At 73.5% G+C, this 13955-nt stretch carries 12 protein-coding genes; 11 read left to right on the top strand and 1 reads right to left on the bottom strand.

Annotation, left to right across the window (positions count from 1 at the left end; translation table 11 throughout):
* Nucleotides 1-1515 carry an FAD-dependent monooxygenase gene (locus ACFZP7_RS34790; RefSeq protein WP_019330938.1) on the top strand — a complete coding sequence of 505 codons (1515 nt, stop codon included), beginning with the start codon at nt 1-3 and terminating at the stop codon, nt 1513-1515.
* Between the two features lie 211 nt (nt 1516-1726).
* On the opposite strand, the gene ACFZP7_RS34785 is transcribed toward ACFZP7_RS34790, so the two are convergent.
* Nucleotides 1727-2698 (bottom strand): methyltransferase, encoded by a 972-nt coding sequence (locus ACFZP7_RS34785; RefSeq protein ID WP_125774093.1) that lies wholly within the window; start codon nt 2696-2698, stop codon nt 1727-1729.
* A gap of 357 nt (nt 2699-3055) precedes the next feature.
* On the opposite strand from ACFZP7_RS34785, the gene ACFZP7_RS34780 reads away from it, so the two are divergent.
* The 10 genes from ACFZP7_RS34780 to ACFZP7_RS34735 all read left to right on the top strand — a co-directional run bounded on the left by ACFZP7_RS34780 (nt 3056) and on the right by ACFZP7_RS34735 (nt 13864).
* Nucleotides 3056-4171, top strand: coding sequence for a ScyD/ScyE family protein (locus tag ACFZP7_RS34780; protein ID WP_125538238.1), 1116 nt, complete (start codon nt 3056-3058; stop codon nt 4169-4171).
* 249 nt (nt 4172-4420) lie between these two features.
* Complete coding sequence (locus ACFZP7_RS34775; RefSeq protein WP_046249676.1) at nt 4421-5536, top strand: inositol-3-phosphate synthase; 1116 nt, start codon at nt 4421-4423, stop codon at nt 5534-5536.
* On the top strand, nt 5533-6486 hold the full coding sequence (locus ACFZP7_RS34770; RefSeq protein ID WP_385638680.1) for an SCO3242 family prenyltransferase: 954 nt from the start codon (nt 5533-5535) through the stop codon (nt 6484-6486). The genes ACFZP7_RS34775 and ACFZP7_RS34770 overlap by 4 nt, the downstream gene beginning before the upstream one ends.
* Nucleotides 6483-7328, top strand: a complete 846-nt coding sequence (locus tag ACFZP7_RS34765; RefSeq protein WP_385638678.1) for a sugar phosphate isomerase/epimerase family protein — start codon at nt 6483-6485, stop codon at nt 7326-7328. Before ACFZP7_RS34770 ends, ACFZP7_RS34765 begins: the two co-directional genes overlap by 4 nt.
* Nucleotides 7325-7924, top strand: a complete 600-nt coding sequence (locus tag ACFZP7_RS34760; protein ID WP_127438562.1) for an EboA domain-containing protein — start codon at nt 7325-7327, stop codon at nt 7922-7924. Before ACFZP7_RS34765 ends, ACFZP7_RS34760 begins: the two co-directional genes overlap by 4 nt.
* A 1-nt stretch (nt 7925) precedes the next feature.
* Nucleotides 7926-8801 carry a TatD family hydrolase gene (locus tag ACFZP7_RS34755; RefSeq protein WP_216880451.1) on the top strand — a complete coding sequence of 292 codons (876 nt, stop codon included), beginning with the start codon at nt 7926-7928 and terminating at the stop codon, nt 8799-8801.
* 3 nt (nt 8802-8804) lie between these two features.
* Nucleotides 8805-9980 carry a metabolite traffic protein EboE gene (gene eboE, locus ACFZP7_RS34750; RefSeq protein ID WP_385638675.1) on the top strand — a complete coding sequence of 392 codons (1176 nt, stop codon included), beginning with the start codon at nt 8805-8807 and terminating at the stop codon, nt 9978-9980.
* A complete protein-coding gene (locus ACFZP7_RS34745; protein ID WP_385638673.1) occupies nt 9977-11422 on the top strand; it encodes an alkaline phosphatase family protein in 1446 nt (481 codons plus the stop codon). The genes eboE and ACFZP7_RS34745 overlap by 4 nt, the downstream gene beginning before the upstream one ends.
* 130 nt (nt 11423-11552) lie before the next feature.
* Nucleotides 11553-11879 (top strand): 4Fe-4S dicluster-binding protein, encoded by a 327-nt coding sequence (locus ACFZP7_RS34740; protein ID WP_019330823.1) that lies wholly within the window; start codon nt 11553-11555, stop codon nt 11877-11879.
* The gene (locus ACFZP7_RS34735) at nt 11879-13864 is read left to right on the top strand and encodes a hypothetical protein (protein ID WP_385638671.1); all 1986 of its coding nucleotides are present in this window, start codon (nt 11879-11881) and stop codon (nt 13862-13864) included. Before ACFZP7_RS34740 ends, ACFZP7_RS34735 begins: the two co-directional genes overlap by 1 nt.
* Nucleotides 13865-13955: the final 91 nt, after the last annotated feature.

Raw genomic sequence — 13955 nt, 5'->3', positions numbered from 1 at the left:
ATGGAAGGGACAGCGGCGGACACCGACGTGATCGTCGTCGGTGCCGGCCCGACCGGACTGATGCTCGCGGGCGAACTGCGCCTGGGCGGGGCCCGTGTCGTCGTCATCGAGAAGCTGGCCGCCCCCACCGGGCAGTCCCGCGGCCTGGGCTTCACCGCCCGCGCCATGGAGACGTTCGACGAACGCGGGCTGCTGCCCCGGTTCGGCCAGGGAGAGACCCTGGCCACCAGCCCCGTAGGACACTTCGGCGGCGCCCAGTTCGACTTCACCGTCCTCGAGGACGCCCACTTCGGGGCCCGGGGCATCCCCCAGGGCGACACCGAGGCGGTCCTGGAGGGCTGGGCGGGCGAACTCGGCGCGGACATCCGCCGCGGCTGGGAGTTCGTCTCCCTCACCGACGGCTTCCTGGACGGCGACGGCGTCGAGATCACCGTACGCACCCCGCAGGGCGAGGAACGCACCCTGCGCGCCTCCTACCTGGCGGGCTGCGACGGCGGCTCCAGCCGGGTCCGCAGGGCGGCCGGGTTCGACTTCCCCGGAACCGACGCCACCCAGGGCATGTACCTGGCGGACATCACCGGTGTGGAGCTGACCCCGCGCTTCCTCGGAGAGCGCCTGAACAACGGCATGGTGATGGCGGCACCGCTCTCCCAGGGCGTGTGGCGCATCATCGTCTGCCCCGACGGCCGCCCCGCGCACGACCGTGAGCGGACCGTCACCTTCGAGGAGGTCGCCGCCGCCTGGCAGGACATCACCGGCGAGGACATCAGCCACGGCGGCGCGAGCTGGGTCAGCTCCTTCACCAACGCCACCCGGCAGGCCTCCGAGTACCGGCGCGGCCGCGTCTTCCTGGCGGGCGACGCCGCCCACATCCACCTGCCGGCCGGCGGCCAGGGCCTGAGCACCGGCGTGCAGGACGCCGCCAACCTCGGCTGGAAGCTGGCCTCGGTGATCCGCGGCGACGCCCCCCGGGAACTGCTGGACACCTACCACGCCGAACGCCACCCGGTCGGCGCCCGGCTGCTGATGAACACCCGCGCCCAGGGCATCGTCTTCCTCGGCGGCGCCGAGTCCGACCCGCTGCGCGAGCTGATGGCCGAGCTGGTCCGCTACGACGACGTCAAACGCCACCTGGCCGGCATCGTCAGCCACCTGGACATCCGCTACGACCTCGCCGACACCGCGACCGGCCCCACCCACCCGCTGCTGGGACGCCGGATGCCGCCGCGGCTGCTCGTCGGCGCGGACGGCGAAACCCGCATCGCCCGCCTCCTGCACGCCGGGCACGGCGTGCTGCTCGACCTCGCCGACGACGAGACGGTACGCGCGACCGCGGCCGGCCACGCGGACCGGGTGGACGTGGTCACCGCCGTCGCCAAGCCCACCGACGGCCCGGACGCCCTCGCCGGCGCCACCGCCGTGCTGATCCGCCCCGACGGCTACGTCGCCTGGACGGGCACCTGCGCGCAGGGCCTGGAAACGGCCCTGGCACGGTGGTTCGGCCCGCCCCGCTGACCCACACCCCCCCCAAACGGCCCCCGGCGTGCGCGCACGCCGGGGGCCTTCGTCCGCCGCTCCCCGCCGCCCGGCACCCCCCGCCGCCCGGCGCTCCCCGCGGGCCTGCCCGCCGGCGCCCCCGCCACCCGGCCGCCGCTGCCCGGCCGCACACACCGGAGGGCCCCGCCGCGTTCCCTCATCACGCGACGGGGCCCTCCCTCCACGGTGGTCACACGGGGACGGCCTCCACGAGGGAGATCGCCGCCGCCGTCTCCACGACCCGCTCCAGACGGAACCCGGCACGGGCCAGGAGATCGGCGTACTGGCCGGGAGTACGCTCACGGCCACCGACCAGGAGCATCAGCCACAGGTCGACCAGCTTCCCGGAGTGCGGCTGGTCACCCTGCTCCGGTATCACCATCTCGGCGATCAGCAGCTTGCCGCCCGGCTTGATCGCCGCCCGCACGTTGCGCAGGATCCGCAGGGCCTGCTCCTCGGGCCAGTCGTGCACGATGTGCTTGAGGACGTAGGCGTCGGCGCCGCCCGGCGGCACGTCGAACAGGTCGCCGGCCACCCGCTTCGTCCGGTCGGCCACACCCTGCGCGGCCAGGAACTCCGCAGCCCCGTTCTCCTCGACCCGCGGGTCGAACAGAACGCCCTCGCACCCGGGCGCCGCACCCAGGATGCCCGCGAGCAACGCGCCCTGGCCGCCGCAGAAGTCCACCACCGTCCCGAACTGCGAGAAGTCGTACGCCGCCAGGATCGGCTCCGTCTCCGAGGCGGACATGCTGCCCATGCCCTGGAAGAACACCTGGCCGTACTCCGCGTTCTTCGTCAGGAACTCGAAGGCGTGCATGCCGCGCAGCTTCGGCAGCGCCGGCTCGCCGGTGACCACCGTCTCCGGGAAGCCGCTCCAGTCCTCCCAGTGGATCGGGTGGCCCATCAGCAGCGCGATGCCCCGCATCGACATCGGATGGTCGGCGCGCAGCGCGTCCGCCATCGGCGTCAGCTCGAAGGCACCGTCCGGGCGCGTGGCGAACACACCGTTGCTCGCCAGCAGGCGCAGCACCCGGCCGAGCGCGTCCGCGTCCGCACCGACCCGCCCGGCGAGCTCGTCGGCGGACAGCGGACCCTCGGCGAGCGCCTCGGCCACCTTCAGTTCGGCGACGACGTGCACCGCACGCGTGACCATGACACCCATGATCAATTCCAGCAGAGCGAACGGCGGAGGCGCGAGTTCCCGGCTCTGCCGCTGCAGATCCGCTCGTGCTTTCTCCGCTTCCCGTACGACGTGCGGAGGCGGCAATTCGGGCATGAGTTTCCTCCATGGCAGGAGCACAAAAGTCTGTCCCAACCGCCGGAAGGGACCGGGACTACAACGATATGGAAAAAGGTCGACGCCTCCTGGAGGGAGACTCGAATACCGCTGGTTTACGGGTTCACCCACTTTTTCCTGCGGAAAATTTGACGCAATAAAACCGGCGACTGCCCTAGGGTGGCGCTGATTTCGCATCCGCTCTCCGGAAAAAGGGGGGAGCATTGGAAACCGAGGAGAGAAATGGCGAACTCGCGTAACTCCTGGACGAAGATACTTCTGGCGGCGGGCGCGGCCGGCGCCGTCGCCGTCCCGCTGACCGCCGGCCCCGTCCAGGCCCAGCCCCAGGCCCACCGCCACGGTCACACCCACACCCGCACCGAGGCGACCGTGACCGTCGTGGCCTCCCAGCTGAACAACCCGCGCGGCGTCACCGCGCTGGGCGACGGCGGCGTGCTGGTCGCCGAGGCCGGCGCCGGACTGGCCGACTGCCCGGTCGACCAGACGTGCGTGGGCACCACCGGCTCCGTCTACAAGGTCAAGGGCAGCTTCCAGGGCCGCGTCGCCACCGGCCTCGCCTCCACGGCCAAGGGCGTCGCCCCGGGCGCCCCGATCTCCGCCAACGGCCCCAGCGACGTCGTGCCCGACCGGTTCGGCGGCTACGTCGTCGTCAGCGGCCTCGGCGGCACCACCGAGTCGCGCGCCGCGCTGGGCGAGGGCGCCCGGACCCTGGGCACGGTCTTCCGCACCCGCGACCACAAGGTGCTCGCCGACCTCACCGACCACGAGACGCGGCTGAACCCCGACGGCGGCGACGTGCACGCCAACCCGTGGCGGCTCGCGCGCAGCGGCAGCGGCTACCTGGCCACCGACGCGGGCGCCAACACCGTCGTACGCGGCAACGCCGACGGCACCACCGCCACCGAGTACCTCCTGCCCAAGAACGAACTGCCCACCGGCGCCGCCGAGACCGTACCCACCGGCATCGCCAAGGCCGCCGACGGCACCGTGTACGTGGCCGACATGAGCGGCGGCCGGGTCGGCGCCTCCCGCGTCTGGAAAATCGCCCCGGGCCAGCAGCCCGAGATCCTCGCCACCGGGATGACCAACCTCATCGACCTGGACCTGGACCGGGACGGCGACCTGATCGCCCTGTCCTACAGCGCCGCCGCGCTGGCCGGCCCGCCGCAGCCGGGCGCCCTGTTCGAGATCGACGCCGACAGCGGCGCGGTCACCGAGATCCCCACCGGCGACCAGCTCAAGCAGCCCACCGGCGTCGCCGTCGACCCCTGCGGCAAGGTGTACGTCACCAACAACACGCTCGGCACCAACGGCCAGCTGGTCCGCGTCAACCGCTGACCCCCCGCAGGGGGGTGCGCCGCGCACACCCCCTGCCAGGCCCCGCCGGTCCCGCACCCCTGCGACCGGCGGGGCCTCGCTGTGCCCGGCGCCGGACGCCCGCGGCCGATGGGAATCCGCTCGGCGGCCGCTCGACAGCCGACGGAGGGCGACGCCCCCGCACAGCCCGGCTCGGCATCCTGGCCGGGCATCCACTTGCCGGACAACACATTCGACGCTCAGGGAGGCTGCCCCGTGACGCAAGATGCCATGACCTCGGCCGACGAGACCCGGACCGGCGTGTGGCTCGTCGGAGCCCGCGGTTCGGTCGCCACGACGGCGGTGTCGGGCTGCGCGGCGCTGGCGGCAGGACTGCTGCCGCCCACCGGCATGGTCACCGAGACGCCCCCCTTCGCCGACTGCGGCCTGCCGGCCCTGGCCTCCCTCGTCTTCGGCGGCCACGACACGGCGACCACCCCCCTGCCCAAACGCGCCGAGGAACTGGCCGCCCAAGGGGTACTGCCGCCCTGGCTGCCGACCGCCGTCCAGGGGGAACTGGCCGCCGCGGACGAACACATCCGCCCCGGAGGACCGGTACCCGGCGACCGTCGCGCCACCGAAGAGCTGATAGCCGACTTCGCCACCGACCTGCGCACCTTCGCCCGCACCACCGGCGTCGCCCGCACGGTCGTCGTCAACGTCGCCTCCACCGAACCGGACCCCGCACACGGCGCGTGGCCGGCCAGCTCCCTGTACGCCGCGGCGGCGCTGCGGGCGGGCTGCCCCTACGTCAACTTCACGCCGTCGACCGGGCTGAGCCACCCCCAGCTGGCGGGCGCGGCCCGCGCCTCGGGCCTGCCGTACGCGGGCCGCGACGGCAAGACCGGGCAGACCCTGCTGCGTTCGGTGCTGGGGCCGATGTTCGCCCAGCGGGCACTGGCGGTACGGGCCTGGTCGGGCACGAACCTGCTGGGCGGCGGCGACGGCGCCGCCCTCGCCGACCCCGCCGCCGCGGCGGCCAAGAACGCCGGCAAGGAACGCGTCCTCACCGACACCCTCGGCACCCGGGTCGAAGGCGAGGTGCACATCGACGACGTCCCCGCCCTCGGGGACTGGAAGACCGCCTGGGACCACGTCGCCTTCGACGGGTTCCTCGGCACCCGCATGGTCCTGCAGACCATCTGGCAGGGCTGCGACTCCGCCCTCGCCGCACCGCTCGTCCTCGACCTGGCCCGCCTGCTCGCCCGCGCCCACGAGCGGGGCCTGTCCGGCCCGCTGGGCGAACTCGGCTTCTACTTCAAGGACCCCGACGCCGAAGGCTCCGCCCTGGCCGAGCAGTACACCCGACTGCTCACCCTCGCCGGCCGGCTCGGAGGAACCAGGTGAGCGCTCAGCGGCCCGCCGACGGCCCGGCCCGCGACGGGCGCCTCCACGCCTGGGCCGAACTGCTGCGCGCCCCCGCCGCGTTCACCGTCCCCGGTGACGTCCTCGCCGGCACCGCGGCCGCCGGCACACGGCCCACCGGACGCACCGCCCTGGCGGCCGGCGCCTCGCTGTGCCTGTACGAGGCGGGCATGGCGCTCAACGACTGGGCGGACCGCGAGGAGGACGCCACCGCCCGGCCCCACCGCCCCCTGCCGTCCGGCCGCGTCCGGCCCGGCGCCGCCCTCGCCGCCGCGGGCCTGCTCTCCGCCGCGGGCCTGGCCCTCGCGGCGTGCGCGGGACGACGGGCCCTCGCGGTCGCCGGCCCCCTGGCCGCCACCGTATGGGCCTACGACCTGGGCCTGAAACACACCCCGGCGGGACCCGCGGCGATGGCCGCCGCCCGCTCCCTGGACCTGCTGCTGGGCGCGGCCGCCGGCCCGGGCGCCGTGCGACGGGCGATCGTCCCCGCGGCGTTCCTCGGCAGCCACACCCTGGCCGTCTCCCTCGTCTCCCGCCGCGAGACCGAGGGCGGCTCCAGCACCGCCCCCCTCACGGCCCTCGCCGCCGCGGGCGCCCTCACCACCGTCCTCGCCGGCCGCCCCACCGCCCACCCGGCGCCCGACGCCAGCACCGGCGCACCGACCCCCGCGACACCGGCCGACAAGGCCACCCGCGCCGTACGCGCCGCCCTGGCCGCTTCCTACGCCGCCACCTTCGCCCGCCCCCTGGCCCACGCCGCGCTCAACCCCTCCCCGGAACTGACACAGCGGGCCGTCGGCGCCGGCGTCCGCGCCACGATCGCCCTGCAGAGCGGACTGATGGCCCGGGCCGGCGCACCCGGCACCGGCGTCCTCACCGCCGCCCTGGCCCCCCTCGCCGCGCACCTGGCCCGGAAAGTGAGCACCACATGAGCCCGCTGCGCCTCGGCTACGGCACCAACGGGCTGACCGACCTGCGCCTGGAGGACGCCCTGCGCCTGCTGGCCGACCTCGGCTACGACGGCGTCGGTCTCACCCTCGACCACATGCACCTCGACCCGCTCGCCCCCGACCTCGCGGCCCGCACCCGCCACGTCGCCCGGCAACTGCACCGCCTCGGCCTCGCGGTCACCGTCGAGACCGGCGCCCGCTACGTCCTCGACCCACGCCGCAAGCACGGACCCAGCCTGCTCGACGACGACCCGGACGCCCGCTGGGCACGCGTACGCCTGCTGATCCGCTCGGTACGCCTCGCCGCCGACCTCGGCGCGCACGCCGTGCACTGCTTCAGCGGCCCACGGCCCGCGGGCCTGGACCAGGACACCGCCTGGAAACGCCTGGCCGACGCCCTCGGCCCCGTCCTGGACGCCGCGGAGGACACCGGCGTCCCCCTGGCGGTCGAACCCGAGCCCGGCCACCTGCTGGCCACACTGACCGACTTCCACCGCCTGCGCACCGAACTGGGCGACCCCGAACCACTGGGACTGACCCTCGACATCGGGCACTGCCAGTGCCTGGAGCCCCTGCCGCCCGCCGACTGCGTACGGGCCGCCGCGCCCTGGCTGCGGCACGTGCAGATCGAGGACATGCGCCGCGGCGTCCACGAACACCTCCCCTTCGGGGACGGCGAGATCGACTTCCCGCCCGTACTCGACGCCCTCGCCGCCACCGGCTACCAGGGCCTGACCGTCGTCGAACTGCCCCGGCACTCCCACGCCGGACCCGAACTGGCCGCACAGTCGATGCGGTTCCTGCGCAACGGAGGGACGAGATGACCGTCGTACACACCCCGCCGGACGCGGACCTGCCCGGCGAGTTCGCCGGCCTCGGCACCGACGCACGCCGCTGGCTCACCGCCGCCCGCGCCTCGGCAACCGCCCGGGACACCGACTGGGAACTGCGCTTCGCCGAGGCGGGCCGCCGCTGCGGCACCGAACACGCCGACGCCGCCCGCGTACTGCTGCTGGCGGCGGCACGCCCCGACGCGGAGACCGTGACCCTGCTGTACCACCGGGGGACGGCCGCCGAACGGCGTGCGGTCCTGCTCGCCCTGGACGGACTCGACACCGAACCCGCCCACGCCCTGCCGCTGGTCGAGGACGCCCTGCGCGCCAACGACACCACCCTGCTCGCCGCCGCCCTCGGCCCCTACGCGGCCCGGCACCTGGACGCCCACCAATGGCGGCACGCCGTACTCAAGTGCCTGTTCACCGGCGTGCCCGTGGCCACGGTGGCGAACCTGGCGGCCCGTGCCCGCGCGGACGCGGAACTGGCCAGAATGCTGCGCGCCTACGCCGCCGAGCGCACCGCCGCCCACCGAGACATCCCGGCCGACCTCGACCGCGTGCTCGCCCTGACCCAGGAGCAGTGACTTGCGTATCTTCGACCCCCACATCCACATGACGTCCCGGACCACCGACGACTACGAGGCGATGTATGCCGCGGGTGTCCGTGCCGTGGTCGAGCCCGCCTTCTGGCTGGGGCAGCCCCGTACTTCTCCGGCTTCCTTCTGTGACTACTTCGACGCGTTGCTGGGGTGGGAGCCGTTCCGTGCGGCGCAGTACGGGATCGCCCATCACTGCACGATCGCGTTGAACCCGAAGGAGGCGAACGACCCGCGCTGCACGCCGGTGCTGGCCGAGCTGCCGCGCTATCTGGTCAAGGACCGGGTGGTGGCGGTGGGGGAGATCGGCTACGACTCGATGACTCCGGCCGAGGACACCGCGCTGGCCGCCCAGTTGCAGCTCGCCGCCGACCACGGTCTGCCGGCGCTGGTGCACACCCCGCACCGGGACAAGCTCGCCGGGCTGCGCCGCACTCTGGACGTGGTGCGCGAGTCCGCGCTGCCCACGGACCGGGTGCTGGTCGACCACCTCAACGAGACCACGGTCAAGGAGGCCAAGGACAGCGGCGCCTGGCTGGGGTTCTCCGTCTATCCGGACACCAAGATGGACGAGGCCCGCATGGTCGCTCTGCTGCGTGAGTACGGCCCGGAGAAGGTGCTGGTGAACTCGGCCGCGGACTGGGGCAGGAGCGACCCGCTCAAGACCCGCAAGGTCGGTGACCTGATGCTCGAAGAGGGCTTCGGCGAGGACGACGTGGACCGGGTGCTGTGGCGCAACCCCGTCGCCTTCTACGGCCTCAGCGGACGACTCGACCTCGACGTCACGGCCACCGCGCCCACCCACGAGGGCAACTCCGTCCTGCGCGGCGCCCCGGCCGCCGAGCCGCTGCCGACGGGAGCGTGAACGGTGCGGTTCCGGCACCCGGACGGCTCCACCGTCCACCTCGCCTACTGCACCAACGTCCATCCCGCCGAAACCCTCGACGGGGTCCTCGCCCAGCTCCGCGACCACTGCGAGCCGGTCCGGCGCCGTCTGGGGCGTGATCGTCTCGGCATCGGGCTGTGGCTGGCCAAGGACGCGGCCCACGCCCTGGCCACCGACCCCTCCGCGCTGCGCGGACTGCGCACCGAACTCGACCGGCGGGGTCTGGAGGTCGTCACCCTCAACGGCTTCCCCTACGAGGGCTTCGGCGCCGAAGAGGTCAAGTACCGCGTCTACAAGCCGGACTGGGCCGACCCGGAGCGTCTGGAGCACACCACGTCCCTGGCCCGCGTTCTCGCCGGGCTGCTGCCCGACGATGTGAGCGAGGGCTCCGTCTCCACGCTGCCGCTGGCCTGGCGCACCGCCTGGGACGAGACCCGCGCCGACAAGGCGCGCGCGGCGCTGGCCACGCTCGGCGAGCGTCTCGACGCCCTCCACGAGCTGACCGGCCGCTCCATCCGCGTCGGCCTGGAACCCGAACCCGGCTGCGTAGTGGAGACGACCCGGGACGCCATCACCCCGCTGACCGCGATCGGACACGACCGCATCGGTATCTGTGTCGACACGTGCCACCTCGCCACCTCCTTCGAGGATCCGGATGAAGCGCTGGACGCCCTGGAGGCGGCCGGGATCCGCATCGTGAAGTCCCAGCTCTCCGCCGCCCTGCACGCCGAGCACCCTTCCCGCCCCGCAGTACGCGACGCCCTCGCGGCCTTCGCCGAGCCTCGTTTCCTGCACCAGACCCGCACCACCATTGCCACGGCCGGCCTGTGCGGTACGGATGACCTGGACGAGGCCCTGGCCGCCGGCGGTCCGTTGCCCGACACGGCGCCCTGGCGCGCGCACTTCCATGTCCCCCTGCACGCGGACCCGGCCGCGCCGCTGACCTCGACTCTGCCGGTGCTGAAGTCGGCTCTGTCCCGGCTGGTGGGCGGGGCGCGTCCGCTGACCCGGCATCTGGAGGTGGAGACCTACACCTGGCAGGCGTTGCCGGCCGAGTTGCGGCCCCGGGGCCGGGCCCAGCTCACCGACGGGATCGCCGCGGAGCTGATGCTCGCCCGTGACCTGCTGACCGACCTCGGCCTGAAGGAGCTGCCATGACCCCCACCACCTCTTCCGGGGGGCCGGTGCCGCTGCTGGTCCTGGACGTCGTCGGCCTCACCCCCCGGCTCCTGGACCACATGCCCCACCTCAAACGGCTCGGCCAGTCCGGCTCCCGCGCCCCGCTGGGCACCGTCCTGCCCGCCGTCACCTGCGCCGCCCAGTCCACCTTCCTCACCGGGACCTACCCTGCCGAGCACGGCATCGTCGGCAACGGCTGGTACTTCCGCGAACTCGGTGACGTCCTGCTGTGGCGCCAGCACAACGGCCTGGTCACCGGTGACAAGCTCTGGGACGCCGCCCGCCGCGCCCACCCCGGCTACACGGTCGCCAACATCTGCTGGTGGTACGCCATGGGCGCCGACACCGACATCACCGTCACCCCCCGCCCCGTCTACTACGCCGACGGACGCAAGGAACCCGACTGCTACACCCGCCCCGCCGCCCTGCACGACGAACTCACCGGCAGACTCGGCACCTTCCCCCTCTTCCACTTCTGGGGGCCCGGCGCGGACCTGGTCTCCAGCCAGTGGATCATCGACGCCACCCGCCACATCATGCATACGCGCCACCCCGACCTCACCCTGTGCTACCTCCCTCACCTCGACTACGACCTCCAGCGCTACGGCCCCAACGACCCCCGCTCCCACAAGGCGGCCACCGACCTGGACACGGCCCTGGCCCCGCTCCTGGACGACGCCCGCGCCGAGGGACGCACCGTCGTCGCCCTGTCCGAGTACGGCATCACCCCCGTCAGCCGGCCCGTCGACATCAACCGTGCGCTGCGGCGGGCCGGTCTGCTCGAGGTCCACACCCAGGACGGCATGGAATACCTCGACCCGATGGCCTCGCGGGCTTTCGCGGTGGCCGATCACCAGATCGCCCACGTCTACGTCCGCCGCCCCGAGGACCTGGATGCCACCCGCGCCGCCCTGGACGGTCTGCCCGGCATCGAGACGCTCCTGGACGACGAGGGCAAGAAGGCCCACCACCTCGACCATCCCCGCGCCGGTGAACTCGTCGCCGTCGCGGAGCCGGACGCCTGGTTCACGTACTACTACTGGCTCGACGACGACCACGCGCCCGACTTCGCGCAGCTCGTCGAGATCCACCGCAAACCCGGCTACGACCCGGTCGAGCTGTTCATGGACCCCCACGACCCCTACGTCAAGGTCAAGGCGACCACCGCCCTGGCCCGCAAGAAACTCGGCATGCGCTACCGCATGGCGGTCGTGCCCCTGGACGCCTCACCTGTTCGTGGCAGCCACGGCCGCCTCCCCGCGAGCGACGACGACGGTCCGCTCCTCATCTGCTCCACCCCCCGCGCTGTCGGCGACCGCGTCGCGGCCACCGACGTGAAACAACTCCTGCTCCGACTCGCCGGACTGGAGTCCGCCGCCGCCCGCGAGGAACCGCGGCCGCGCACCGGGACGACGGTCTGAAACAAGCCATCGGGAGCGCGGGCTCGACCCGATTCCCATCACGGCTCCGGGGCCGGTCGAGAAGGCCGAAGGACCATCGGATGCATCCCGGTTGTGGCCAGGAAGACTCACCCGAAGGGGTTCCGAGCTCATGAAGAAGATCGCTTCGTCGGCCGCGCTGTCTGGGCGGGTCGAGCGAATTGCCCAGCGTGACCGCCCCGACAACTGGAAGAAGCCGCCGCGGCGTATCGAGAAGTCCGAGTGCATCACGTGCGACACGTGCCTGCGCAGCTGCCCCGCGGAGTTCGGCGCCATCTTCGACCGGGGCCTGGACGTAGTGATCATCCCCGAGCTGTGCTCGGGCTGCCCGGCGTGCGTCCTGGAGTGCCCCGTCGACTGCATCTACGTCGACGAGGACTGGACGCCCACCGACGACGCCATGTGGAACCACATCGAGCTCACCGCAAAGGGTGCGTGATGAGTGCCTTGCCCGAACGCGGGGAATCCCGCCGCGCCGCCAACGCCCGGAAGCGGATCAGCCGCCGCCCCAGCCGCCTCGGCCTGGTCGCCGGCGCCACGCTCAAGCCGGACCGGGTGCGTGAAGCCGACGCCGGATTCCCGGGACTGCTCAAGCGGGCCTGGCGGCGCGCCGAACAGACCGAGGACCTCAGGTCGTTCGTCGAGGTGCTGCTCACCCTGGACGGTCACGTCCCCGCCGATGTGCAGCTGCGCGCGCTCAGCGCCGCCGAGGAGGCCGCCCTGGCGGCCCTGTGCGGTCTGAGCTGGCGCGCTCCCGCCACCGCCGCTCCCGCCACCGCCGCCCCCGACGACGCCGCTCCCGCCCCCGCCGCTCCCGCCCCCGCCGCTCCCGCCACCGCCACGTCCGGCGACGGCACGTCCGGTGACGCCGAGGAGCCCGTCTTCTCCGGCGAGATCGCGCTCGCCACCAGCGGCCGCATCGTCCTGCGCGTCCCCTCCGCGGCCCCGCTGAAGGCCGACGGACTGGTCGGCGGTGTGCGGCGGGTGCCGTGGACCCGGGCCACCCTCGACGCCTACCGGGCGCAGCTGCGCCGGGCCGAGGACCGGGTCGCCCGGACCGTCGCCGACTGCCGCGGCTGGCTCGCCGAGCAGGGGGCCGAAGGGCGTGGTGAACTGCTGGAGCAGGCCAAGGAGGCGGCGCTGCGCACCGCGCCCTTCGTGCTCTACCAGCAGGGCAGGCAGTACACGAACTTCCGCGACCACAACACCCTCACCGGAAAGACGCTGTGGCCCGGACATCCCGACTGCGCCCTCAGCAGCCTTCAGGACCTGCCGCTGGAACTGTGGTCCGACCACGACGTGCAGCTGGTGGTGTGCCTCACCCTGCTGATCCGCTCGGCCGGCCCCGGCCGGGTCGAGGAGGCCAACGGCACCCAGCTCACCGTCGACCACGTCGCCCACATGCTGGAGCGCATCCGAGTCGGCTACAACGCCGCCCTGGGCCGTGACCAGGTGCCGCCCGCCGCGTCCGCGACGGTCGCCGACCTGCACGAACTGGCCGTCTCACTGCGCTCCCACCGCGGCGAGGTCGCCCGCGAGGCCCAGCTGTACCGCGAGATCCACGGCGCCCTCATGCACAAGATCGAGAAGGTCGCCGGTCCCTGCGCGGACCTGGCCCGCGCCCGCGAGGACGCGGTGACGGCACGGCTGACGTCCCGGCTGCCGCTGCGCGGCGACAACCTCGCGGAGCTGGGGGAGGCCCTCGCCGCGGCCCCGGGATGGCTCGCCGCCCCGCACGGCGACTTCGCCACCGGACTCGAGGCCCTGGTGTACGAGTCGGCCGCCGCCGCCACCGAGGCGTTCGAGGCCGACTTCGCGATGAGCCGCGGCATGCGCTCGCTGCCCGACCTGATCACGGCGCTGCGCGAGGAACGCTGGGCGGAGATCTGCGACTGGGAGATCACCCGCTTCTTCTGCTGCGTGGTGCCCGACCCCTCTGCCGCCCGGCACTTCGGCGACTCCGCCGCCGCCCTCGCCGACGCGGCCTGGGCGATGTCCTCGCGCATGCAGTACAACTCCTGGCACTTCATCGCCGGCAACCTGCCCAAGGCCCCCGAGGTGGTCGACCGCGACCACTTCGTCCCGCCCACCATCCCGGACGTCGCCTTCTACTCCGACCAGCACCACCACGGGCACGTCAACAACAACGTGCGGTTCTCCATCCGTTCGCCGCAGTCCGTCGTGGTCGACGGACGGCGCTTCAACGGTTTCGTCGACCTGCGGCTGCTGCGCTGCGACGGCGCCCCGTTCGGCGAGCAGGACCTGCTCGCCGCGCACCGCGTGTCCGCGTTCACCGCGCGGGCCACGGGCCTGGTCGCCGAACTGGCCGCGGCGGGCGAACAGATCGAGGTCACCGCGTTCGACTCCCCGTGGCACTGGTCGGCCGTCACCGGCGGCGCCGACCCCGCCACCCGCGCGTCCTGACCCCCCACGGCCGCCCGGCGGGTCATCCCCCGTCCCGCCGGGCGCACCATCCCGTCCCGCACCGTCAGCAGCGCTCCTGCCCCCCGTGAGG

It is taken from the genome of Streptomyces sp. SudanB5_2050, assembly GCF_964272335.1.
In the GTDB taxonomy this organism is placed as follows: domain Bacteria; phylum Actinomycetota; class Actinomycetes; order Streptomycetales; family Streptomycetaceae; genus Streptomyces; species Streptomyces rochei.
Note: the sequence above shows the minus strand (reverse complement) of the source record. Positions and strands in the feature narration are given on the sequence as shown.

Coding starts and splice junctions, on each gene's coding strand:
- ACFZP7_RS34790 (WP_019330938.1), top strand. CDS start 1: ATGGAAGGGACAGCGGCGGACACCGACGTGATCGTCGTCGGTGCCGGC.
- ACFZP7_RS34785 (WP_125774093.1), bottom strand. CDS start 2,698: ATGGGTGTCATGGTCACGCGTGCGGTGCACGTCGTCGCCGAACTGAAG.
- ACFZP7_RS34780 (WP_125538238.1), top strand. CDS start 3,056: ATGGCGAACTCGCGTAACTCCTGGACGAAGATACTTCTGGCGGCGGGC.
- ACFZP7_RS34775 (WP_046249676.1), top strand. CDS start 4,421: ATGACCTCGGCCGACGAGACCCGGACCGGCGTGTGGCTCGTCGGAGCC.
- ACFZP7_RS34765 (WP_385638678.1), top strand. CDS start 6,483: ATGAGCCCGCTGCGCCTCGGCTACGGCACCAACGGGCTGACCGACCTG.
- ACFZP7_RS34760 (WP_127438562.1), top strand. CDS start 7,325: ATGACCGTCGTACACACCCCGCCGGACGCGGACCTGCCCGGCGAGTTC.
- ACFZP7_RS34745 (WP_385638673.1), top strand. CDS start 9,977: ATGACCCCCACCACCTCTTCCGGGGGGCCGGTGCCGCTGCTGGTCCTG.
- ACFZP7_RS34740 (WP_019330823.1), top strand. CDS start 11,553: ATGAAGAAGATCGCTTCGTCGGCCGCGCTGTCTGGGCGGGTCGAGCGA.
- ACFZP7_RS34735 (WP_385638671.1), top strand. CDS start 11,879: ATGAGTGCCTTGCCCGAACGCGGGGAATCCCGCCGCGCCGCCAACGCC.